The sequence below is a fragment of the Streptomyces cinereospinus genome (assembly GCF_042430725.1).
Classification (GTDB): Bacteria; Actinomycetota; Actinomycetes; order Streptomycetales; family Streptomycetaceae; genus Streptomyces; species Streptomyces cinereospinus.
The window spans coordinates 1-21,670 of the sequence record NZ_JBHMCY010000049.1; the positions used below are offsets into that span (position 1 = coordinate 1).

General features: G+C 72.1%; 19 protein-coding genes. 8 read left to right on the top strand and 11 right to left on the bottom strand.

The features are described 5' to 3' along the window. A partial coding sequence (locus ACFF45_RS23360; RefSeq protein ID WP_381348396.1) for an acyl carrier protein occupies positions 1–434 on the top strand: 434 nt, incomplete at its 5' end. A gap of 117 nt (positions 435–551) precedes the next feature. Here ACFF45_RS23360 and ACFF45_RS23365 read toward each other — a convergent pair. The 5 genes from ACFF45_RS23365 to ACFF45_RS23385 all read right to left on the bottom strand — a co-directional run bounded on the left by ACFF45_RS23365 (position 552) and on the right by ACFF45_RS23385 (position 5,873). Continuing rightward, on the bottom strand, positions 552–1,370 hold the full coding sequence (locus ACFF45_RS23365; protein ID WP_381348397.1) for a Rossmann-like domain-containing protein: 819 nt from the start codon (positions 1,368–1,370) through the stop codon (positions 552–554). Between the two features lie 31 nt (positions 1,371–1,401). Beyond that, the gene (locus ACFF45_RS23370) at positions 1,402–3,276 is read right to left on the bottom strand and encodes a B12-binding domain-containing radical SAM protein (RefSeq protein WP_381348398.1); all 1,875 of its coding nucleotides are present in this window, start codon (positions 3,274–3,276) and stop codon (positions 1,402–1,404) included. 293 nt (positions 3,277–3,569) lie between these two features. Then, entirely contained in the window at positions 3,570–4,613 is a 1,044-nt protein-coding gene (locus ACFF45_RS23375; protein ID WP_381348399.1) for a helix-turn-helix transcriptional regulator, read from the bottom strand. A gap of 323 nt (positions 4,614–4,936) precedes the next feature. Further along, positions 4,937–5,641 (bottom strand): MBL fold metallo-hydrolase, encoded by a 705-nt coding sequence (locus ACFF45_RS23380; RefSeq protein ID WP_381348400.1) that lies wholly within the window; start codon positions 5,639–5,641, stop codon positions 4,937–4,939. A 73-nt stretch (positions 5,642–5,714) separates the two neighbouring features. Next, entirely contained in the window at positions 5,715–5,873 is a 159-nt protein-coding gene (locus ACFF45_RS23385; RefSeq protein WP_381348401.1) for a hypothetical protein, read from the bottom strand. 306 nt (positions 5,874–6,179) lie between these two features. Between ACFF45_RS23385 and ACFF45_RS23390 the strand changes: the two genes are divergently transcribed. Then, positions 6,180–6,602 (top strand): hypothetical protein, encoded by a 423-nt coding sequence (locus tag ACFF45_RS23390; RefSeq protein WP_381348402.1) that lies wholly within the window; start codon positions 6,180–6,182, stop codon positions 6,600–6,602. A 42-nt stretch (positions 6,603–6,644) separates the two neighbouring features. Here ACFF45_RS23390 and ACFF45_RS23395 read toward each other — a convergent pair whose 3' ends face one another. Further along, on the bottom strand, positions 6,645–7,088 hold the full coding sequence (locus ACFF45_RS23395) for a transposase family protein (protein WP_381348403.1): 444 nt from the start codon (positions 7,086–7,088) through the stop codon (positions 6,645–6,647). Positions 7,089–8,044: 956 nt separating this feature from the next. On the opposite strand from ACFF45_RS23395, the gene pcaDC reads away from it, so the two are divergent. Genes pcaDC through ACFF45_RS23410 form a run of 3 tightly spaced genes read left to right on the top strand, consistent with a single transcriptional unit; the run spans position 8,045 to position 10,842 of the window. Further along, complete coding sequence (gene pcaDC, locus ACFF45_RS23400; protein ID WP_381348404.1) at positions 8,045–9,346, top strand: bifunctional 3-oxoadipate enol-lactonase/4-carboxymuconolactone decarboxylase PcaDC; 1,302 nt, start codon at positions 8,045–8,047, stop codon at positions 9,344–9,346. A gap of 34 nt (positions 9,347–9,380) precedes the next feature. Further along, positions 9,381–10,013, top strand: coding sequence for an MBL fold metallo-hydrolase (locus ACFF45_RS23405; protein ID WP_381348405.1), 633 nt, complete (start codon positions 9,381–9,383; stop codon positions 10,011–10,013). A gap of 49 nt (positions 10,014–10,062) precedes the next feature. Further along, positions 10,063–10,842: an exodeoxyribonuclease III gene (locus tag ACFF45_RS23410; RefSeq protein ID WP_381348406.1), complete on the top strand. Its 780-nt coding sequence runs from the start codon at positions 10,063–10,065 to the stop codon at positions 10,840–10,842. A 60-nt stretch (positions 10,843–10,902) separates the two neighbouring features. Here ACFF45_RS23410 and ACFF45_RS23415 read toward each other — a convergent pair whose 3' ends face one another. Then, complete coding sequence (locus ACFF45_RS23415; protein WP_381348407.1) at positions 10,903–12,666, bottom strand: SGNH/GDSL hydrolase family protein; 1,764 nt, start codon at positions 12,664–12,666, stop codon at positions 10,903–10,905. 255 nt (positions 12,667–12,921) lie between these two features. Here ACFF45_RS23415 and ACFF45_RS23420 point away from each other — a divergent pair, with 255 nt between their 5' ends. Further along, positions 12,922–13,329, top strand: coding sequence for a DUF6278 family protein (locus ACFF45_RS23420; protein WP_381348408.1), 408 nt, complete (start codon positions 12,922–12,924; stop codon positions 13,327–13,329). A 198-nt stretch (positions 13,330–13,527) separates the two neighbouring features. On the opposite strand, the gene ACFF45_RS23425 is transcribed toward ACFF45_RS23420, so the two are convergent. Together ACFF45_RS23425 and ACFF45_RS23430 are read right to left on the bottom strand one after the other, a co-directional pair. Then, positions 13,528–15,096, bottom strand: a complete 1,569-nt coding sequence (locus tag ACFF45_RS23425; protein ID WP_381348409.1) for an alpha/beta fold hydrolase — start codon at positions 15,094–15,096, stop codon at positions 13,528–13,530. Between the two features lie 79 nt (positions 15,097–15,175). Continuing rightward, positions 15,176–15,478: a hypothetical protein gene (locus ACFF45_RS23430; protein WP_381348446.1), complete on the bottom strand. Its 303-nt coding sequence runs from the start codon at positions 15,476–15,478 to the stop codon at positions 15,176–15,178. A 115-nt stretch (positions 15,479–15,593) separates the two neighbouring features. On the opposite strand from ACFF45_RS23430, the gene ggt reads away from it, so the two are divergent. Further along, the gene (ggt, locus tag ACFF45_RS23435; RefSeq protein WP_381348410.1) at positions 15,594–17,396 is read left to right on the top strand and encodes a gamma-glutamyltransferase; all 1,803 of its coding nucleotides are present in this window, start codon (positions 15,594–15,596) and stop codon (positions 17,394–17,396) included. A gap of 195 nt (positions 17,397–17,591) precedes the next feature. Here the strand turns inward: ggt and ACFF45_RS23440 are convergent, their stop codons facing one another. Together ACFF45_RS23440 and map are read right to left on the bottom strand one after the other, a co-directional pair. Next, positions 17,592–20,126 (bottom strand): ATP-dependent Clp protease ATP-binding subunit, encoded by a 2,535-nt coding sequence (locus ACFF45_RS23440; protein WP_381348411.1) that lies wholly within the window; start codon positions 20,124–20,126, stop codon positions 17,592–17,594. A gap of 443 nt (positions 20,127–20,569) precedes the next feature. Further along, positions 20,570–21,346 carry a type I methionyl aminopeptidase gene (gene map, locus ACFF45_RS23445; RefSeq protein ID WP_381348412.1) on the bottom strand — a complete coding sequence of 259 codons (777 nt, stop codon included), beginning with the start codon at positions 21,344–21,346 and terminating at the stop codon, positions 20,570–20,572. 32 nt (positions 21,347–21,378) lie between these two features. On the opposite strand from map, the gene ACFF45_RS23450 reads away from it, so the two are divergent. Further along, positions 21,379–21,630 (top strand): helix-turn-helix domain-containing protein, encoded by a 252-nt coding sequence (locus ACFF45_RS23450; protein WP_381348413.1) that lies wholly within the window; start codon positions 21,379–21,381, stop codon positions 21,628–21,630. Positions 21,631–21,670 lie beyond the last annotated feature (40 nt).

The following is a 21,670-nucleotide window of genomic DNA, read 5'->3' on the forward strand; positions in this document are numbered from 1 at the left end:
ACGCGGCGTTGGCGGGTGGGGACCCGGCGGTCGTGGCCGCGCGTTTCGACCCGGCCGCACTGCGCACCGCCGGCACCGAAGGCCACCTGCCGTCCCTTCTCGCCGGATTGGTCGAGCGGGTGGACGGAGCGGCGGAGCCGACGGCGCCCGTCAGCCTGAAGGCGCAGCTCGCGGAACTGGCCGAACCGGAGGGGGCCCGGCTGATGCTGGAAACCGTCCGTGGCGAGGTGGCCGCAGTGCTCGGACACGACTCGGTGACCGAGATCGACGTGGAGGCCGAGCTGATGGACCTCGGCTTCGACTCGCTCACCGCCGTCGAGCTGCGCAACCGTCTCAACGCGCTCACGGGCCTGCGGCTGAGCAGCACGCTCGTCTTCGACTACCCGACCACCCAGGAACTCGCCGAGTACCTGCACACGGAACTCATGCCGTAGGGCCCGCAGCGTCTGCGGCGGGAGCGTCGCCCGCACGGCTGTGGCAACGCCGATGGCCGCACCTCCGTCGAGAGGTGCGGCCATCGGCGTGTGAGGTCGCGCGAGGGGCGTGGGCGCTCAGCGCTCCCGCCGGTACACCTCCAGCAGCGACGGCCCCTGGAAGAGGTACTGCGGCTGAGGCTCCGAGATCACCGCGTCGATCCCGAACGTGTGCACGTACTCCTGCGCGAAGTGGCATCCGGAGACGGCGAAGACGACCAGCCGGGTGTCGTTGTCGCGGGCCGCGGTCACCAACGACTCCAAGGTGTTGCTGGCGAGCGTCTCGCCGCAGACCAGGGCCACGTCGGCGTCGGCGACCAGCTCCGCGCTGTGGTCGCCGTGGTGGACCGGCACGCCCAGGATGCCGTGCTCGATCAGCTCCTGGTCGAAGTCGCTGGTGGCCAGGGTGACGTTCTCCTGCTGGAGCAGGTGCACGAGGTTGCCCATGACGCCGATCTGCGCGACGCGCTTGCCGCCGCCGGTGCGGCGCAGCTGGCGCAGGGTCTCCTCGACGATGACCTCCGCCCGGGCCAGGGCCTTGTCGGAGGGGCGTCCGTCGATGACGAGCCGGCGCTGCGGGTCGCGCGGGAGTGCGCCGAAGGCCGCGTCCAGGATGGCGATGCTCTCCTCGTCGGTGCGGCCGACGGTCTCGCGGGCGTCACCGCCGATCAGCGCGTCGCCGTCCGCGTCGACGGAGACCGTGCCGAAGTCGGCGTAGCAACAGCCCTGCCGGACAGTCTGGGCCAGGACGAAGCTGTAGACCATGAACCGCTCGTAGGCGGTGGGCTGGGAGCGGTAGTCCACGCCCCACAGGGCGCGCAGACGGAAGTCGTCGTCGGGAACATTGTGGCTGCTCTCGGCCACGATCGTCCGCAGGGTGTCGATGATGCTGTGCACGGATGGGCTCCACGGCGGTGAGGGAACGGGATCAGACGGTGCTGCGCTGCTCCGGGGCTGCGGAGTTGCGGACGGTGCCCCAGCGTTTCGCCGTCGACTCGTGGATGAACCAGATGTCGTCCTCGGTCAGGCGCTGGGAGACCACTCCGGGGAAGGCCTCCTCGAAGTAGACGTACGGTGGCCGGTTCTCCACCTGTGGCGAGTGGTAGTCGAGCCGGTCGGCCATGCCGTGGGCGCGGGTGATCGCGGTCGCCGGATGGTAGGTGAGGATGTTCGGGCTGGCGAGGCCGAGCAGGTCGTCGTCGATGAGGAGGCCGACTTCCTGGACGGTCTCCTCGATGGTCTCCCTGGTCTCCCCCTCGAGGCCGAACAGCACCGAGCTGCCCGCGGGTATGCCCGCCTCGCGGATCAGTTCCAGGGCCCGGCGCACCTTCGCCTTCCACGGCCTGCCCGCGACGCGGCGCACGTTCTTGTGCACGTGCTGCATGACCTCGGCGGCCATGCTCTCGATGCCCATGTAGACGTATGTGCAGCCGGCCTCGCGCATGGCGGCGAGCACCTGGCGTACGTCGTCCTCCTTGTGCAGGGCGGTCATGAGATCCACGGTGACCTGGGCGCCGAACTGCAGTCCGCGCAGCCGCTGCCAGTCGTCGTCCTCGGTGATCCACTTGCGGCAGGCGGGAGGCAGGTCGTCGGGGCCCTGGGCCTGTCGTACGGCGCTGAGCTGATCGCAGAAGGCCCGGATGAGGGGGAACGTGCCGGACCAGAAGATCGAGTCGTCGAAGAAGACCGCCTCGGCGCCGTAGCTGACGTACTCGCAGATCCGCTCGACGGCGACGGCAGCCGGATCGCGGCCGAACCTCTTCAGGCCGCCGACCACGGTGGCCGCCTCGGAGCAGAAGTCGCAGTGGTACGGGCAGGCGTTGGAAACCGTCATGTGGGCCGTGCGGGCGGGGGAGCCGTCGGCGAGCGGGAAGACGGGGAAGCGGGAGCGGATCGCGAACCCCTGGTAGGGGGAGGGGAGGTCGGCGAGGTCGAAGGCCGGACCCTTGGCCGGGAAGGCGTGCACGGCGTCTTCCGTGATCCCGCAGATCAGGGAGGAGCCCGGGACGCGCTCCCCGGCCTCGCCGAGCAGGCGGAGGACGTCGACGACGTCGGCGGGGTGGGCTCGAGTGCGGTCCAGGTCCATGGCGAGGGACACCGCCCGCAGCAGCAGGTCGAGGGCGTAGTAGCCCTCCCCGGCGACGAGGAAGTCGACCACGGGGCCGATCCGCCGGTCGTCGACCGCCCGTAACGGACTGCTGTACTCCACGACCAGTTTTCCGGTGCCGGGCAGGTACCGCATGGTCTCGTCGACGTGCCGGCCGCCGAGGATCACGAGGCAGTGGGGCAATTCCTCCTTGGTGACTCGTGCCATCTCCAAGGCGTAGCGATTGCCCGGCGAGACGGTGCTGATGAGCAGGACTCTGGGGCGGCGGCGGCGCAGTTCCGCGCGGAAATCCGCCTCCGAGCGTTCGTCCCAGACCCGGGGATCGAAAACGGTGTGGTCGGCGACGCTGTCGTCCGCGTTCCATTCCCGGAGTGCATGGTCGGCGGCGAGCCTGTCCCGGCGGCTGGGCGCGGTGCCCCAGTCGGGACACAAGTCGCTGAACGGTGAACCGGGCCCCGCCCCTCGGCGGGCCGAACGCAGCGCGTGGTCGACCGCGACCGACAGCGCGGCGTACAGGCACATGGGGTCGCCGGGGTAGGTGATCTCGCCTTCGGTCGACGTCATGACCGGGGCGAGCACCGCGAGGACGGGATAGCGCCGGACGTCCCAGGGAAGTTCACTTCCGGTCCGTTCGGCCAGTTCCGCCAGGCGGGACGTCCGTAGCCGGTCGAGACGTGCGCGTTGATCGGGTGACACGTCATCTTCCGCTAGCAGACAGGTGTGTATGACAGTACGGCGTGTCAGCAAGAGAATTCCTCCAGAGCAGCCTGTGGCGCCTCGGACGCACGTCACCGAAAATTCAGCCCAACGAACGGCGAGTGAAATCATCGGCAGAGCTGGAATTCCGCCCGGCCGACGATTTCACTCGTCGTTTACTGGAGACTCGGCTCGCCCGACCAGACTTGCTCAGGTGGAGGCGGCTATCCAGAAAGTAATCAGCCTGGTACTTTTCGCGCCATGCTGAGGCGGTCGTGGATTGCCGGGGATTCTCAGGGACTGCTGACGCAGCGTAGCCTGAGCGGCGTCCGGCAATGCTGGGTGTGCGGGGCGCCGACCGGCAGGTGGATGACGAGTTTCAGCGGCTCGGGCGCGGCCTGGTGCATGAGGGAGGTCCTGCGCATGGTCACGGCGCCGTGCAGTGGATGGCGCACCGTGCACTGGCTCATCCCCTGGCCGCCCACCGTGTGCTCGTCCCAGTAGCGGCGGAAGTGGGCGCTGGCCTCGGTGAGGTCCTGCACCAGCGAGGTGACCCGGGCGGTGTCCCGGCATTCGAGGGCGTCGGCGCGGAAACAGGCGACCAGGCCTCTGGCCTGCTCCTGCCAGTCCACGAAGCGCTCCCGCGCGCACTTCGAGGTGAACATCCACACCAGCAGGTTGGGCCGGGGTGCGGAAGTCGCGGCGAAGTCCCCGAACCAGTCGGTCGTCTCGTTGTTCCAGGCCACCAGATCGCCGGCCTGCGTACACAGGTACGCGGGGAGGGGGGCGAGCGACTCGACGACCTGGGTGAGGTTCTCCACGACGGCCGAACGCTGGCTGGACTGTGCCGTCGGCGGCGGTGCGGGATACGACAGGTTGTAGAGGTATAACCGCTCGTCTTCCGAGAGACACAGTATGTCGGCGAGGCTTTCCAGCACCTCGTGCGAGGGGGAGATGTCCCTTGCCTGCTCCAGGTACGTGTACCAGGTGGGACTCACGCCGGCCAGCACGGCGACCTCTTCCCGGCGCAGCCCCGGAGTGCGTCTGCGGGGGCCCTTCGGCAGGCCGACCGCCTCCGGCTTCATCGACTCGCGACGGGTACGTAGAAAATGGGCACGTTCCCGTCGACGGAACTCGGAATCAGACATATTCGCCCCCGTAATGTCCAAAAGTGACAACAGAAGGTAACTCGCTGCCGCCGAGGGCCGCAAGGGAGTCCGGTTCGGTTCCGCTTCGATGAAGTGGGTGAAGTTTCGTCCGGAGAGGAGGTCGCGGGGTCGGGAATAGTGCGCCCCAGGAGGGGTGAGATCTGGCCAGTGAGGTGCTGATCCGGCCATGTCCGTGCCCGTGAGAATGTGCCGACATGGGCGCCAATGCCCATAAGTTGTTGTGGTACGCGGAGTACCAGGCTCCCGGCTGCCTGTGTACCCGGCCCGTCCGGCTCTAGAATGTCGACGTGCCTGCCACGCGCGGTTATGGCCCTGCGACGAACGAATTCGGAATCCATCCCTCCGGCAACGGTCGAGCCCAGGACGGCGCCCACGGGTGCGGCACTCGAAGTCTCATCGAAAAGGTCTCCGGCGTCGGCGCCGGGTTCGTCCCCGGGTGCGCCGTGCCGGGGGGGACCGTGCCGCAGCCGGACCGGTCCTGACGGGCGGCCTCAGCCGTCGCAGGACGCCGCGGCCCCGCGCAGGGCCGCGGACGCGCTCCCGACGACGGGGTCCCCGTGCCCGAAGCAGGCGGTGTCCACGTCCAGGTCGGCGAGCCGGTGGAGCGAGGCGATCGCGCGGTCCCGGTCCGTGTTGAAGACGCCCACCATCGTCTGCCCGTCCGGGTTGGCGAGCGCGTCCCCGGTGAACAGCACGCCGGTCTTCGGCACGTACAGCGCGATGCTGCCATCGGTGTGCCCGGGAACGCTGATCACGTGGGCCCCGCCGCCGAAGTCCAGCACATCACCCTCGTCGAGCACCTGGTTCACCTGTGCCGGCGGAGCAGGCGGGAGCGGAGGTTTGGTCTCGAACAGTGTCCGTTCCCACTCCGGTGCTCCCTGGAAGGCGGGCCGTGCCGCGACGCTCTCCCCGCGGACGACCGGAACGTCGAGCCGGTGCGCTATCACCGTCACGCCGCCCCAAGCCCCGATCTCGGCCGCCGCACCCGCGTGATCCTCATGCGCGTGCGTCAGTACCACGCGGTCCAGATCCCCGGTGGACCAGCCCAAGTGCTCGATCGACCTGGCGATCAGCTCCCCCGAGCCGGCTGTCCCGGTGTCGATCAGCGTCAGTGAGCCGGTGTCCCGCCACAGATAGGCGTTCCCGATCTCGAAGTCGAGCTGGTACAGCTGGGGCGACAGTTTCCTAGTGCGCACAGCATCTGCATAACCGCTGAAGCCGCATGAGTAACGGCTTTTCATGCGAAGCGCGGTTAGTGTGCACGTATTATCAACTGCTGAGAATGTGTCGATATGGAACACCCGGGCCAGTCGGCAGCGGCAGCGGCAGCAGCAGCGGCAGCGGCAGTGCCCGTGGCCGCGGGCCCGGAGCCTTTTCGGGCCAGGGCGGCAGCAGCGGCTCGATCAGCGCCCACAAGTCATCGTCCATGATCCACGGCCGGGTGGTCACACCATCCCGCACGGCCGAATCGGCACACCGGTCATGGCCTGTCAGGACCGTTCAACAAGATCGCGTTACCAGTTCATGGGGAACGATTGTTTTTCGGATCGATATGAGGATATTTCCCTGAAAGGACAACTCTGGGGCGACCGCCTTTTCGGACAGTTTTTTTTCGGGCCTTGACTGAACCGTTCGGACTGTCGATATTTGTGGTGCCGACTTGCGGCGGTCTCTTAGGCGGTGCCCCGCAGGTCACATCCCCCCACATCCTGAATAAGACATAGGAGCTGGCTTGTGAAGATATCGAAGCTGGTGAAAGCTGCGGCCGTTCCGATGGTGCTCGGTGTCGTCGCGTCGGTCGTCGCAGGCGCGTATCCTGCAAGCGCGGCTTCAGAGCGCGTTCCCGCCTCCCCCGTGAAGAGCATCGTGTCCGAGGCTGGACAGCCGCGGCAGCTGTTGGGCCAGGTCGCGGGTAGCGGTCCGACGTACCTGGAGGCCAGCGCCCACACCGCCGGAATCTACGCTGTCGAGTACGACATCAAAGGCACCGCCTTCTACGACACCTACGTCAATGACGTAGAGCTCGGGTACGTGGGCGGTGGCACCGGAATTTATCGGACGCGGCCGGTGTCGCTGTCCGCCGGCGGCCACCTGGTAAAGATCCCCGGCGTGGAGGGGTCGGCCACCGCATCGGTCTACCTCGTGCAGATCTCCTGAATCGACACACTGAGCCTTTTCCATCCGGATCAGGAGGCGCGTTCAAGGGCGGCAACGGCACGGACGATGGCGGTGAGCCGGGTGGTGCTGCTTCCGCAGGAGCCGCCGGCAGTTGGAGGGTGGCCATGGCACGTCCGCGGTGGCCGCGTATCGTGATCGCGGTTGTGCGGCGGGCGCGCCGGCCGCGCAGACTCCTGCCCGGGACGGGACGCGGACCGCAGAACCTGCGCCCTGGTACGCCTTGTCGGCCCTGTGCTTGATGTCCCCCGCGGCGAGGGTGGGGGAAATGCCGTGGGTCCGGGTCGCGGTCGGATCGTGCACGGCCTCGGGCAGCGCGTCCGAGGCCCAGATCGGACGGCCGGCTGGATCCCCGAGCAGTTGCACGTTCATCCCGTGGTGCTTCCTCTTCCCGGAGCGGTACGGGCGGCCGGGGGCGACGCGGTCGACCGGCGGCACGGTGCCGTCGGGGTCACGTGCCGGCGACATACGCCGCGCCGGCACCGCCTGCGGATCCGGCGGACATCGCCGCAGTCGAACGTGTCGTCGGCCGCCCGCTGCCGAAGCCCGTGGTGGTGTCGCTGCTGCGACACGAGGAAAGGACAGGAGGCGGACAACGACTTCATGAAGCTCGGGTTCGGCAGCGTCCTGTACGGACACCCGCAGTTGATCCCCATCGCGCGGGACCTCGGCGGAGGGCACAATCGTGCTGGACCAGCGTGCCAAGATCGACCGGGGCGCGTCCACGAAGCCGAGGCCGTGGAAGGCGTCATGCGCGTATCAACCTGAGGCGTGCGCGTCTCTGCCGGTGCTCATGGAGGCGATCGCCACGTCTCCCGAGACCTGCCAGCCGCTCCGCGGCACCATGCCGGTAGGGGACCAGGAGCAGAGGCTGTACTGGGAATCGCACACCGCCGCGCGATGACCGGACCCCGCATCGGTCATGACGCATCAGCAGCGCATAGTGAGGATCCGAGCCTCGGACGCGCTGCCCGGGGCCGTGCACGGTCTGACCCGGCCCGGCCCCACGGCATCCCCGCCGCCGGCATCAAGTGCTGGAGGGCGCGGGTCATGCTGTCCACCGCCCGTTCCCGGCCAAGGACGTGCGCGGCTGGAATCGGTGTCACAGCCGCCATCGCGCCAGGACACGCGGCCTCGGCGAACGTGCCATGGCCACCCTCGACTGCCGGCGGTTCATGCGGATGCTCCGCCGCAGCACCACCCGGCTCACCCGCCGTCGTCCGTGCCGTTGTCGCCCTTGAACTCGCTTCGTGATCAAGATGGCGGCGGCTCACCGTCCCCACGGTCACGCGTACCCGCCGGAGAACTCGTATCTGGATCCCCGAGGGTTCCGGCAGTGCCGGACGTGCCGCGCCGGGAGGGGCAAGAGCCGTCGGGTTCCCCGGGCCGTGTGAGATTCCGTGAGACGTGAGAGGGTCTGGGGCGTGAGTGAGACACCGTCGAACACCCTGCAATACCGCTTTGACGGGCCAGAAGAGGCTCCCGTCCTGATCTTGGGTCCGTCCCTGGGGACCACATGGCACATGTGGGACCGGCAGGTCCCGGAGCTGACGAAGCAGTGGCGCGTCTTCCGCTTCGACCTGCCCGGGCACGGCGGCGCCCCCGCCTACCCCGCGGGATCCGTCGCCGAGATCGCCGCCCGGCTGCTCGCCACCCTCGACGGCCTGGGCGTGCACCGCTTCGGCTACGCGGGCTGCGCCCTGGGCGGCGCGGTCGGCGTCGAGCTGGCGCTGCGCCACCCGGAGCGGCTCGCCTCCCTGGCGCTGATCGCCGCCTCGCCCCGCTTCGGCACCGCCGACGAGTTCCGCCAGCGCGGGGTGGTCGTCCGCACGAACGGGCTCGACCCGATCGCCCGCACCGCGCCCGACCGCTGGTTCACGGCCGGGTTCGCCGCCGCCCAGCCCGCGATCACCGAGTGGGCGGTGCAGATGGTGCGCACCACCGACCCGGGCTGCTACATCTCCCACTGCGAGGCGCTCGCCACCTTCGACGTACGTCAGCACCTGGGCCGCGTCGGCGTGCCCACGCTGGTGCTGGTCGGCTCGGAGGACCAGGTCACCGGCCCCGCCGAGGCCCGCACCCTGGTCGCCGGGATACCCGACGCCCGTCTCGCCGTCGTGCCCGGCGCCTCCCACCTGGTCCCCGTCGAGCAGCCCGCCGCCGTCACGGACCTGCTGGTCACGCACTTCTCCACCGCCTGGCAGCCTGCCTTCGACGCCACCGGCCAGATGGCCGTCGTGGCCGCCCCGGTCAGGCCCGCCCTGGCCGTGCAGCCGCCCCCGCAGGCCGTCGCGCCCGTCGCCGAGATCGCCCCGGCCCCCGTGGAACCGCACCCGGACGGGCGGCCCGACCCGTACGACGCCGGGATCAAGGTGCGCCGCGAGGTGCTCGGCGACGCGCACGTGGACCGGGCCCTGACCCAGGCCGACGAGTTCTCCGGCGACTTCCAGGAGTTCATCACCCGCTACGCCTGGGGCGAGATCTGGAGCCGGCCGGGACTGGACCGCCGGTCCCGCAGCTGCGTCACCCTCACCGCCCTGGTCGCGGGCGGACACCTGGACGAGCTCGCCTTCCACACCCGCGCCGCCCTGCGCAACGGCCTGACCCCGGACGAGATCAAGGAGGTGCTGCTCCAGGCGGCCGTCTACTGCGGCGTGCCGGCCGCGAACAGCGCCTTCAAGGTCGCCCAGCGGGTCATCAGGGAGGAGACCACCCCCCAGGAGTGAGCCCCGGCCACCGCGTCCGGGCAGGATGGTCCCCATGAAGCTCACGAAGAAGTCGCACGCCTGCGTCCGCCTGGAGAAGGACGGCCGGACGCTCGTCCTCGACCCGGGCGGATTCAGCGAGACGGACGCCGCGGCCGGCGCCGAGGCGATCCTCGTCACCCACCAGCACGCCGACCACTTCAGCGAGGAGCGGCTGCGGGCCGCCCTGGAGGCCGACCCGGCCGTCGAGATCTGGACGCTGAGGTCCGTGGCGGAGCAGATCTCGGCGGCGTTCCCGGGCCGGGTGCACACCGTCGGCCACGGCGACACGTTCACCGCCGCCGGCTTCGACGTGCAGGTGCACGGCGAGCTGCACGCCGTGATCCACCCGGACATCCCGCGCGTCACCAACGTCGGCTACCTGGTCGACGGCCGCGTCTTCCACCCCGGCGACGCCCTGACCGTCCCCGACCACCCGGTGGAGACGCTGATGCTGCCGGTGATGGCCCCGTGGAGCAAGATCTCCGAGGTCATCGACTACGTCCGCGAGGTCGGCCCGCAGCGCGCCTACGACGTGCACGACGCCCTCCTGACCGACCTGGCCCGCCCGATCTACGACAAGCAGATCGGCGCCCTGGGCGGCGCCAAGCACCTGCGGCTGGCGCCGGGGGAGTCCGCGGAGCTGTGACACCGGCGGGCGGGCCGCGTTGTCGGACCCGCCCGGTAGGTTGTGAGGCATGCGCATCGCGACCTGGAACGTGAACTCGATCACCGCCCGTCTGCCCCGGTTGCTGGCCTGGCTGGAGAGCAGCGGCACGGACGTGCTGTGCCTCCAGGAGGCCAAGGTCGCCGAGGACCAGTTCCCGTTCGACCAGCTCCGCGACCTGGGCTACGAGGCCGCGGTGCACGCCACCGGCCGGTGGAACGGCGTGGCGGTGCTCTCCCGGGTCGGCCTGGCGGACGTGGTCAAGGGCCTGCCCGGCGACACCGGCTACGACGGCTCGGTGGAGCCCCGCGCGCTCTCCGCCACCTGCGGCCCGGTCCGCGTCTGGTCGGTGTACGTGCCGAACGGACGTGAGGTCGATCACGCCCACTACGCGTACAAGCTGCGCTGGCTGGAGGCGCTGAAGGCGGCCGTCGCCGGTGACGCGGGCGGCAGCCGCCCGTTCGCGGTGCTGGGCGACTTCAACGTCGCGCCGACCGACGACGACGTGCACGACGTCGCCGCGTTCGAGGGCCTCACCCACGTCACCCCCGCCGAGCGCGCCGCGCTGGCGTCGCTGCGCGAGACGGGGCTGTCGGACGTGGTCCCGCGCCCCCTGAAGTACGACCACCCGTTCACGTACTGGGACTACCGCCAGCTGTGCTTCCCCAAGAACCGCGGCATGCGCATCGACCTGGTCTACGGCAACGAGCCGTTCGCCGGCGCGGTCAAGGACGCGTACGTGGACCGGGAGGAGCGCAAGGGCAAGGGCGCCTCGGACCACGCGCCGGTCGTGGTGGACCTGGAGGTCTGAGGCCGGGGAAGTCCGCGGCCCGGCAGGATTGAGGCCCGGCAGGTCTGAGGCCCGGGCGGGTCACAGCAGCGTCAGGTCCACCGACTCCGCCAGCGCCGCCAGTCCCGCGTCCCCCGGATGCAGATGGTCGCCGCTGTCGTACGCGGGCAGCATCCGGGCCGGCCGCGCCGGGTCCCGGACGACCGCGTCGAAGTCGAGCACCCCGTCGAAGGCGTCGCTCTGCCGGATCCAGGCGTTGACGGCGGTCCGTTCGCACTCCAGGGCGGCCGTGCAGCGGGGCTCGCCGCCGCACGGCAGCAGGGTCGCCACCAGCACCCGCAGCCCCCGCGCGTGCGCCCGGTCGGCGATCTCCGCCAGGCCCCCGGTCAGCTGCTCCGCGCTCCTGCCCGCGAGCAGGTCGTTGACGCCCTCGAAGACGACCGCCGTGCGCACCGAGGTCTGGGCGTGCACGTCCCGGTCCAGCCGGTGCAGCGCGCTCACCCCGGCCGCGTCGGTGGCGACCCCGTCCCCGGGATAGCGGTCGGCGAGCACCCTGTTGCCCGCGATGCCCTGGTTCAGCACCCCGTGGCGCGGCACCGCGTACTGCGCCCGCAGCCGCCCGGCCAGCACGTCGGGCCAGCGCCGGTTGGCGTCCGCGGTGGACCTGTCCCCGTCGGTGATCGAGTCGCCGATCAGCACCACCGACCCGGGCCCGCCGGCCACGTCCACCCCGGTCAGCAGCGGCCAGGCGGTCAGGACGGCGGTGTACGCCGTCGCCGCGCCGTCGGCGGTGTGGTCGCCCGGCTCGCTGAGGTAGGACCGCTGCTGTGCGAGGCGGTGCACGGGGGCCGCCGCGACCGGGCCGGGCAGGTGGAAGCTGACCAGCAGGGCGGCGCCGGCGGGCACGTCGAAGGCGAGCGGATCGCTGTACGCCTGGGCGCCGGCCGGGATCTCGGTGCCGGCCGCCCCGCCGAAGGCCAGCCGCACCGGCGGGGCCGCGGCCCGCGCGCCGCCGTCCTGCACGGCCACCGTCGCCCCGCCGATCCGCACCGGCGCCGCGGCGAAGGTGTTGTCGAACCGCAGCCGCACCCGGGGCCCGCCCACCGAGGTGTGCACCACCAGCCGCAGCGTCCGGTCGGTCCACGGGCCCACGGCCGGGTATCCGGACGTCGCCGTCGCCCAGCTGCCGGTCCAGCCGGTCGCGGTGGCCCGCACCGACAGGGCGAAGACATGCAGGTCGGGGGCGAGCGGCAGGCGCACGGAGGCGACGGTGCGCTCCGCGTCGACCGGCACGGTCACGACGTACAGCCGCGCCTTCTCGGTGAGCCGGCCGCCGGGGGTGTTGACGTGCGGCAGCGCGACCGCCTTGGTGGCGAGCGGGCCGCGCCGCCAGTCGGGCGCGGTGAGCACGTACGGGGAGTCGGTGCCGTCGGCGTAGGAGACCGTGCCGGAGGCGGTGAGATCGGTGCCGGAGGTGCTCGCGGCCAGGAAGGCGAGCGCGTCGCCCCGCCCGCCCAGCACCACGCTCTGGCCGTCCGCCCGTACGTTGTCCGGCTCTCCCGCGGCCCGGTCCGGCCAGGTCAGCGTGGCGCCCTGCACGGTGAGTGCGCGGCCGGGAGTCCAGCCGGCGGCCGCGAGGTCCTGGGCGGACAGGGAGGCGCCCAGGCCGTCGAAGTCGGCGCCGGCGGGGTCGGCGTCGTCGCTGACGGCGGTGCTGTCGAAGAGCTGCTCCAGCGGCAGCGGCGCCGCCGTCCCCTCCTGGGTGGCCCGGGCCGCGGCCGTGGGCAGCACGGACGCGATCAGCACGAGGACGACCGCGATCCCCCGGACACCTCGGCGTACCAACCGGCCCTCCTCCTCGGCGCGACCACGACGGGCGCCACCACGAACGGCGCGACCACGGCGGACGCCACCACGGCGGACGCGACCACGACGAACAGCGGCGAACTCTGACGAAGCGATGATCGTGAAGCTAGGGAGGCGGCCGGGTCGTGGTCAACGAACCATGCGCGAACACGGCGTGAAACCCGCCCGGACGACCGGCCCCGGCCGTCCGCGCGCCTGTGGTGCGCACGCGGGTACGAATGACAGGCTGGACGTATGAACATCCCCTTCCTGGGCCACCGACGCCGCAGGCCCGGGGTCTTCGACCCCGAGGGCATCGCCGAGCTCCTGGCCGAGTGCGAGCTGCTCCGTTCCCAGGCGGGCCGGGTGGGCGTGCAACTCGACGACAGCGTCGCCTCGTTGGAGGCGCTCGACCAGCTGCTGCCGCGCTGGCGGGACGACGCGGAGATCCTGCCCTGGCTGGGCAACGACGCCGGCCTGTACCTGGGCACGGTGATCGTGCGCACGGTGCCCGGCGCGGTGTGGGAGATCTGGCCGGACGGGCAGCCGGTGGTGCGGCTGGCGTCCGGCCGGGAGTTCGACGTCGTGGCGTGCGGTCAGGAGTGGGCCGCCAGCGGGGTGCCCGAGCTGTCGCAGCTGTACGCGGAGGTCGCCGAGTCCTGAGGCCCGCGCCGGCCGCGTGCCCCGTCCTTCCCGGCGCCCCGGTCACCGCCCCGAACCCGGCCTGCCACCGGCCGCGTTCGGGGGCGGCGGACCTCGACTACGATGTGCCGTTCAGCCCCGTGCCGGGTTCCCCCGCGGCCGTTCGACCGCGGGGGGCGGCGGTACCCCGAGCCAGACCCGTCCGGCAGCGGTCGGAGATCACTGCTCGCGCAGCGGAATCGACACGTACGACGGGTCGTTCGCCGGCGAGGAGAAGGTCAGCCGCGCGCCGGACGGGTTGTGCTCGGTGTAGAGCGGGTCGACCGTGTCGACGACCAGGGCGAGCCGGTGCCCTGCCGGGACGTCGTACGCGGTGGAGAACAGTTCCAGGTCGACGCCGAACGGCTGTCCGGGCGTACGGCCGTGGAAGGTGTACGGCGCGTTGCCGACCAGCTTGCCGACGCCGAGCGGGCCCACGTCGTAGAGGTACGCGACGAGGGTTCCGCTCCGCGCGGTCGGGGTGAGGGTCGTGTGCAGCTTCGCGGTACCGCGCACCCGCTGGGCCGTGGCGTACCGCTCCGACTGCCACACGGCGGCCCAGCGGCGCGGCAGCAGCGGGACGGAGGCCGTCGGGGGCACCTGGGCGATCTGGTCGAACAGGCTGGACAGGAGGACGACCCCGCCGTCGGCACCCGAGTCGACGTTCGTGTGGACCGTGGCCGGGTCCGCGAGGTCGATCTTCCGGCTGGTCGCGGCGACCGACTTCCAGTCCGGGTAGCCCTCGTAGCCGCCGCCGGTGCGGGACTTCAGGCGGACCGGCTGCTCGCGGCCGACGCCGTTGTCCTCGCTTTTGAGGTGGTGGTCGAACCAGCGCTCGGTGTCGGTCCACACGTCGTTGGGCAGGCCGAGCAGCCCGGTCGCCTCGGCGGTCGCGTGGTCGCCGGGGCGCAGGACGAGGCGCTTGGGGACGGTCAGTTCCTCGTAGAAGTCGGCGTACTGGCCGGGCGGGAAGATCGAGTCGCCCCAGGCGTTGGCGAGCATGATCGCGGCGCCGTTGTCGTTGATCCGGTCGACGTGGGCCGCCGGGGAGCGTCTCTTCCCCCAGGCGATCAGCTCGGGTTCCTTCGCCGGGCCGGAGGCGAGGAAGTCCGCGAAGATCTGCTGGAGTTCGGCGCTGGGCCGGCCGGTGAGCCGGCCGGTGCCCAGCAGCAGGGCGGCGGCCTGGGTGTGCGGGGTGCGGCCCGAGTAGATCGAGTCGATGAGGTCGGCCCAGCCGCTGAGCGCGGCGACGGCTCTGACGCGCGGGTCGTGCGCGGCGGCGAGCAGGCTGATGCCGGCGCCGTAGGAGACGCCCGCCATGCCGACGCGCTCGGCGTCGGACGGGGTGTTGGCCAGCGCCCAGTCGATGACCCGGGACGCGTCGGCGGTGTCGGGTGGCCCGGCGACCTCTATGTATCCGCCGGACTGCCAGAAGCCGCGGGAGTTGTACGTGACGACGACGTAGCCCGAGTCGGCGAGCTTCTGGGCCTGGGCGAGGTACTCGGTCTGGGGCGTGGCCCAGCTCGTGGGCAGCACCAGGAGCGGGTAGCGGCGTCCGGCGTCGGCGCCCGCGGGCGTGACGGCGTTCGCCTTCAGCACGATGCCGCCGTCGCCGGTGATGTCGGCGAAGCGGACGGTGTTCACGGCCGCCTGGGCGGCGGGGGCGAGCCCGAGGGCGCTTCCGGCGACCAGGGTCGCGGAGACGGCGCCCACGGCGGTCGTGCGCAGGGCCTTGCGGGGGAGTCCCACGGGTCACTCCTCACTCGTGCAAGTGGAAAGTGACCCGACGGTAACCGCGAGGACTTACCGCTGGTAACCCATCGGTAAGTTACGTACAAGTAACAATCGTTGGGTGCGGGGCGCGCGGACAAGGAGGTGAGGGCAGGCCCTGGGCGCCTGGGCGGCGCGGTGCGGGGTGCGGGTGCCGCCCGCCGCCGGGAGCGGTGCCTGGGCGGCCCGGGATCGCGTCCGCGACCGGCTCCACCACGTCCGGCCCGTACACCTGGGAGTTCACCACCTTCAGCAGCGGTACGAAGGTGTGGTTGCCGTGCTTGCGGCCCGGCCGGCCGATCGCGGCGCTCAGGCCGGCCGCGATCACGCCGAGGACGATGTCGCGCACGTCGTCCGCCATGGGCGCGTGTGCCGGCGGGTGCGGGGAAATCATGTTCGAGGGTGGTGATGTGTGCTCCTGACGCGGGCATGCCTATGACATAGGCTGCGCGGACGGTCCCTGACTGGAGGTGCTGATGCGTCGCCCTGTCGTGCGGAAACTGACGGTTCTGGCGGTCACGGCCGCCGTGGTGTCGGTGGGGGCCGCGGGGCCCCCGGCCCCCCGGACCACGCCGGTGGAGAAGGTCCCGGTCGCCGTCGGCCACGGCGGCGCGGTGGCCAGCGCCGACGTCAACGCCTCCGCCGTCGGTATCGAGGTGCTCAAGAAGGGCGGCAACGCCGTCGACGCGGCCGTCGCCACCGCCGCCGCGCTGGGGGTGACGGAACCGTTCTCCGCCGGCATCGGGGGCGGCGGCTACTTCGTCTACTACGACGCCCGCTCCCGCAGGGTGCACACCGTCGACGGCCGCGAGACGGCGCCGCTGACGGCGCGCAGCGACCTGTTCGTGGAGAACGGCGCACCGCTGCCGTTCGCCGAGGCGGTCAGCAGCGGCCTCGCGGTCGGCACCCCGGGCACGCCCGCCACCTGGCAGACCGCGCTCGACGCGTGGGGCACCGAACGGCTCGCGACCCTGCTGCGGCCGGCCGAGCGGCTGGCCCGCGACGGTTTCACGGTGGACGCCACCTTCCGCGCGCAGGCCGCGCTGAACGAGACGCGTTTCCGCTACTTCCCCGACACCGCCGAGCTGTTCCTGCCCGGCGACGCGCTGCCGGTCGTCGGATCCACCTTCAAGAACCCCGACCTCGCCCGCACCTACCGGGAGCTGGGACGGGAGGGCGTGCGCGCGATGTACCGCGGCGACATCGCCGAGGATGTCGTGAACACGGTCAACAAGCCGCCCGTCGACCCCGGTGCGGGCTGGAACGCCCGCCCCGGCGACCTGTCCGCGCGGGACCTGGCGGCCTACCGGGCCAAGCCGCAGGCGCCGACCAGGACGTCGTACCGTGGTCTCGACGTCTACTCCGCCGCCCCGTCCTCGGCCGGCGGCACCACGGTCGGCGAGGCCCTCAACATCCTGGAGAACACCGACCTGTCCGAGGCGAGCGACGTCGCCTACCTGCACCGCTTCATCGAGGCCAGCCGGATCGCCTTCGCGGACCGCGGGCGCTGGGTCGGCGACCCCGTCTTCGAGGACGTCCCCACGAAGGAACTGCTGTCGCAGCGGTACGCCGACGCGCGCGCCTGCCTCATCAAGGACGACGCCGTGCTCACCAGCCCGCTCCCGCCCGGTGACCCGCGCGATCCGGCGGCGTGCGGCACGGCGGGGAAGGCCGTCCGGACGACGTACGAGGGCGAGCACACCACGCATCTGACGGTGGCGGACCGGTGGGGGAACGTCGTCTCCTACACCCTGACCATCGAGCAGATGGGCGGCAGCGCCATCACCGTGCCCGGCCGCGGGTTCCTCCTCAACAACGAACTGACGGACTTCTCCTTCGCCCCCGCCGACCCGGCCGTGCACGACCCGAACCTGCCGGGTCCGGGCAAGCGGCCGCGGTCGTCGATCGCGCCGACGATCGTCCTGGACGCGCATGACCGGCCCGTGGTGGCGGTGGGCTCGCCGGGCGGCGCGTCCATCGTCACCACCGTGCTGCAGACGCTGACCGGTTTCCTCGACCGGGGGCTGCCGCTGGCCGAGGCCATCGCCGCGCCGCGGGCCAGTCAGCGCAACGCCGCCCAGACCGAACTGGAGCCCGGCCTGTACGACGACACCGGGCTGCGGCAGCGGTTGCAGGACATCGGCCACTCCTTCCGCCTCAACCCCGAGATCGGCGCCGCCACCGGCGTGCAGCGGCTGCCGGGCGGGGCGTGGCTGGCGGCGGCCGAGAAGACCCGGCGCGGCGGCGGCTCGGCGATGGTGGTGTCACCGGCGCGGTGACGCCGGCGCCGCGCGGCCGCTACCACACCTGCGCGTACGGCCGCTACCACACCTGCGCGTACGGCCGCTACCACACTTGCGCCAACGCGGCCGCGAGCACACCTGCGCATGAGCGGCCGCGCCGGCGCCTGCGGCGTCGTGGCCGCGCGTGGCGCCTGCGGCGGTGCGCCTGCGTGGTCGCGCAGGCGGGGGCGTCTACGCGGTCGCGCTCCCGGCCCGGAAGTCCAGCCTGCCGTTCGTCACGTCCACCAGGACCAGGTCGCCCTCCTTCACCCGGCCGTCCAGCAGGAGGAGGGAGAGCTGGTTGTCGACCTCGCGCTGGATGGTGCGGCGCAGCGGACGGGCGCCGTACTCCGGCTGGTAGCCCTGGCGGGCCAGCCAGTCGACGGCCGGATCGGTGAACTCGACCGTGACGCCCTGGGCGTGCAGCAGCCGGCGGGTGCGCTCCAGCAGCAGGTTGGTGATGGCGTGCAGCTGGTCCGGCGTGAGCTGGCGGAAGCAGACGATCTCGTCGATCCGGTTGAGGAACTCGGGCCGGAAGTGCTCGCGCAGCGGCCGCAGGATCTGCTCGCGGCGCGCCTCCTCGTCGGCGTCGGCGCCACCCGGGCCGAAACCGATCCCCGCGCCCCGCCGGATGATCGCCTCCGAGCCGAGGTTGCTGGTCATCACGATCACCGTGTTGGTGAAGTCGACCGTGCGGCCCTGCGAGTCGGTGAGCCGGCCGTCGTCGAGGACCTGCAACAGGATGTTGAAGACGTCCGGGTGCGCCTTCTCCACCTCGTCCAGCAGCAGCAGGGAGTACGGGTGCCGGCGCACCACCTCGGTGAGCTGCCCGGCCTCCTCGTGGCCGACGTACCCGGGCGGCGCGCCGACCAGCCGGCTGACGGTGTGCCGCTCCTGGTACTCGCTCATGTCCAGCCGGACCATCCGCTCCTCGCTGCCGAACAGTGCCTCGGCGAGCGCGCGGGCCAGCTCGGTCTTGCCGACGCCGGTCGGGCCGAGGAACAGGAAGCTGCCGATCGGCCGGTCCGGGCTGGCGAGCCCGGCGCGGGAGCGCAGCACCGCCTCGGAGACGACCCGCACCGCCTCGTCCTGGCCGACGACCCGCTCGTGCAGGTGCTGCTCCAGGCCGAGCAGCCGCTCCTTCTCCTCCTCGGTCAGCCTGCTGACCGGGATGCCGGTCTGCCGGGACACCACCTCGGCGACGGCCTCGGCCGTGACCTCCAGGTGCTGCCCCTCGTCGGCCTGGCCGTCGCCGGTGGCCTCCGAGATCCGCCGCCTGAGCTCCACGATCCGGTCCCGCAACCGCGTGGCCTGCTCGTACTGCTCGGCGGCGACCGCCTGGTCCTTGTCCCGGGCCAGCTGCTCGGCCTCCCGCTCCATGGCCCGCACGTCCGTGCCCTTGGTGCGGGCGCGCAGCCGCACCCGTGCGCCCGCCTGGTCGATCAGGTCGATGGCCTTGTCGGGCAGCCGGCGGTCGGTGAGATAGCGGTCGGACAGCTCGACGGCGGCGACCAGGGCCTCGTCCGTGTAGCGCACCTGGTGGTGGGCCTCGTAGCGGTCCCGCAGGCCGCGCAGGATCTCGATGGCGTCCGCGGCGGTCGGCTCGGGGACCAGGATCGGCTGGAAACGGCGGGCGAGCGCCGCGTCCTTCTCGATCCGGCGGTACTCCTCCAGGGTGGTGGCGCCGACGATGTGCAGCTCGCCGCGGGCCAGGGCCGGCTTGAGGATGTTGCCGGCGTCCATGGAGCCGCCCTCCCCGCCGCCGCCCGCGCCCACCACGGTGTGCAACTCGTCGATGAAGACGATCAGGCGGTCGGAGTTGGCGCGGATCTCGCCCACGATGGTGTTGAGCCGCTCCTCGAAGTCGCCCCGGTAACGCGTCCCCGCGACGACCCCGGGCAGGTCCAGGGCGATCACCCGCCGCCCGATCAGCACGTCGGGCACGTCACCGTCGGCGATCCGCTGCGCCAGCCCTTCCACGATCGCGGTCTTGCCGACGCCCGCGTCACCGATGAGCACCGGGTTGTTCTTGCCGCGCCGGGAGAGCACCTCGATGGTCTGCTCGATCTCCTCGTCCCGTCCGATGACCGGGTCGATACGGCCCTGCCGGGCCAGCTCGGTGAGGTCGCGGCCGTACTTGTCGACGGTCGGCGTCGCCGCCGGGCGGGGGTGCTCGGGGTGGGGCTGCGCGGTGTCCGGGGCCTCGGGCGGCATCGCGGAGGGGGAGAACCGGGCCGCGTTGAGGATGTGCCCGGCGGCCGAGTCCGGGTTGGCGGCGAGCGCGCTGAGCACGTGCTCGGGGCTGATGTAGCCGGTGCCGCTCGCGCGGGCGAGGTCGTGCGCGTCCAGCAGGGCGCGCTTGACGGCCGGGGTGAGCGAGAGCGACGTGGGCGGCGGGGCCTCGTTCTGCGGGTGCTGCACCGGGCCGGAGCGCTCGTCGATCTCCGACGCCAGGGAGTCGGGGTCCGCTCCGGCGCGGCTGAGCAGGCTGCGGGTCGGTTCGCTGGCGAGGGCCGCGCGCAGCAGGTGCTGGGTGTCGAGGTCCCGGCTGCCGTGCTCGGCGGCGTACTGGGCGGCGCCGCGCACCAGGTCCCGGGCCGGCTGACTGAGCAGCCGGCCGATGTCGATCTGGCGGGGGCCGGGGCGGGGTCCGCCGAAGAAGCGGGCCAGGAATTCTCCGAACGGGTCCGAGTTCATGCCCTCCGGGCCGGGGAAGCCGCTGGTCATCACAGTTCCGTTTCGCTGATCGGCGTACCGGTGTGCACGAGTGCCCGTGCGCTGCGCGGCTATGCGTGGGGGTGCGCTTCCCAACACCCTGGCACGATCGGGGGCGGGTGGCATGTGGAGGGGCGATGGGTCCGGGGCGGGTGGGTTGTCGGTCGCGGGGTGCGGGGTGCGGGGTGCGGGGGGTTGGCCGGGCGGTTCCCCGCGTGCCTTGGGGGGTGTGCGTGGTGGGTCGGGTGCGGGGTGCGGGGGGTTGGCCGGGCGGTTCCCCGCGCGCCTTGGGGGGTGTGCGTGGTGGGTCGGGTGCGGGGTGCGGGAGGTTGGTCGCGCGGTTCCGCCCGCCCCTCGGGGGTGCGGGTCGCGGGTGCTGGTCGCGCGGTTCCCCGCGCCCTATCGGATGGTCGTGCGGCTGTTCGTGCGGCTTCGGGGGCGTTTCCCGGGCTCCCTCAGGGGGTCTGCCTGGCCGTGAGGATGCGGGGGCCGGAGTCGGTGATGGCCACCGTGTGTTCCGCGTGGGCGGCGCGGGAGCCGTCGTTCGTGCGGAGGGTCCAGCCGTCGGGGGCCGCGTGGAAGTCGTCGCGGCCGCCCGCGAGGACCATGGGCTCGATGGCGAGCACCATGCCCGGGCGCAGGCGCATGCCCCGCCCCGGGCGGCCCTCGTTCGGCACCGAGGGGTCCTCGTGCATGCGGCGGCCGATGCCGTGGCCGCCGAAGCCGTCCGGGATGCCGTAACCGGCGCGGCGGCAGACCGTGCCGACGGCGTGGGCGATGTCGCCGATGCGGTTGCCGACGACGGCCGCCCCGATGCCGGCGGCCAGCGCGCGCTCGGCGGTCTCGATCAGGCGCAGGTCGGCCGGGCGGGGGCGGCCGACGGTGAAGCTGATCGCCGAGTCGCCCACCCAGCCGCCCAGCTCGGCGCCGCAGTCGACGGAGAGCAGGTCGCCGTCGCGCAGCCGGTAGCCGCTCGGGACGCCGTGCACGATCGCGTCGTTCACCGAGGTGCAGACGACGGCCGGGAAGGGCGTCGGTGCGAAGGAGGGGCGGTACCCCAGGAAGGGGGACGTCGCGCCCGCCGCGCGCAGCACCTCGCGGGCCACCTCGTCCAGCTCCAGCAGGGAGACGCCCACGGCGGCGGCCGCGCGTACGGCCGTCAGGGCGCGGCCGACGACCTGGCCCGCCTCGTACATGGCGTCGATCGATGTGTCTGTCTTCAGCTCCACCATGCCAATTACTATACCGGTATTAGAATGGTGGCATGGTGCGCACCCCACTCACCCCGGAAGAGCGTGAACGCGGCGAGCGGCTCGGGCGGCTGCTGCGCGAAGCCCGCGGCGGCCGCAGCATGGCCGAGGTGGCGGCGAGCGCGGGCGTCTCCGCGGAGACGCTGCGCAAGATCGAGACCGGCCGTGCCCCGACCCCGGCCTTCTTCACGGTGGCCGCGCTGGCCCGCGTGCTCGGCCTGTCCATGGACGAACTGGCCGGCGCGTGCGCGCCGGCGGGGGTCTGAGGCCGCCGACGTCACCGCCGCGACGCGGCAGGTCCGAGGT

What these genes read in the sequence shown, in the direction of transcription:
- ACFF45_RS23375 (WP_381348399.1), bottom strand. Translation starts at nt 4,613, where the DNA reads ATGGCCGGATCAGCACCTCACTGGCCAGATCTCACCCCTCCTGGGGCG.
- ACFF45_RS23385 (WP_381348401.1), bottom strand. Translation starts at nt 5,873, where the DNA reads ATGGACGATGACTTGTGGGCGCTGATCGAGCCGCTGCTGCCGCCCTGG.
- ACFF45_RS23395 (WP_381348403.1), bottom strand. Translation starts at nt 7,088, where the DNA reads ATGTCGCCGGCACGTGACCCCGACGGCACCGTGCCGCCGGTCGACCGC.
- ACFF45_RS23405 (WP_381348405.1), top strand. Translation starts at nt 9,381, where the DNA reads ATGAAGCTCACGAAGAAGTCGCACGCCTGCGTCCGCCTGGAGAAGGAC.
- ACFF45_RS23410 (WP_381348406.1), top strand. Translation starts at nt 10,063, where the DNA reads ATGCGCATCGCGACCTGGAACGTGAACTCGATCACCGCCCGTCTGCCC.
- ACFF45_RS23420 (WP_381348408.1), top strand. Translation starts at nt 12,922, where the DNA reads ATGAACATCCCCTTCCTGGGCCACCGACGCCGCAGGCCCGGGGTCTTC.
- ACFF45_RS23430 (WP_381348446.1), bottom strand. Translation starts at nt 15,478, where the DNA reads ATGGCGGACGACGTGCGCGACATCGTCCTCGGCGTGATCGCGGCCGGC.
- ggt (WP_381348410.1), top strand. Translation starts at nt 15,594, where the DNA reads ATGCGTCGCCCTGTCGTGCGGAAACTGACGGTTCTGGCGGTCACGGCC.
- ACFF45_RS23440 (WP_381348411.1), bottom strand. Translation starts at nt 20,126, where the DNA reads ATGACCAGCGGCTTCCCCGGCCCGGAGGGCATGAACTCGGACCCGTTC.
- map (WP_381348412.1), bottom strand. Translation starts at nt 21,346, where the DNA reads ATGGTGGAGCTGAAGACAGACACATCGATCGACGCCATGTACGAGGCG.
- ACFF45_RS23450 (WP_381348413.1), top strand. Translation starts at nt 21,379, where the DNA reads ATGGTGCGCACCCCACTCACCCCGGAAGAGCGTGAACGCGGCGAGCGG.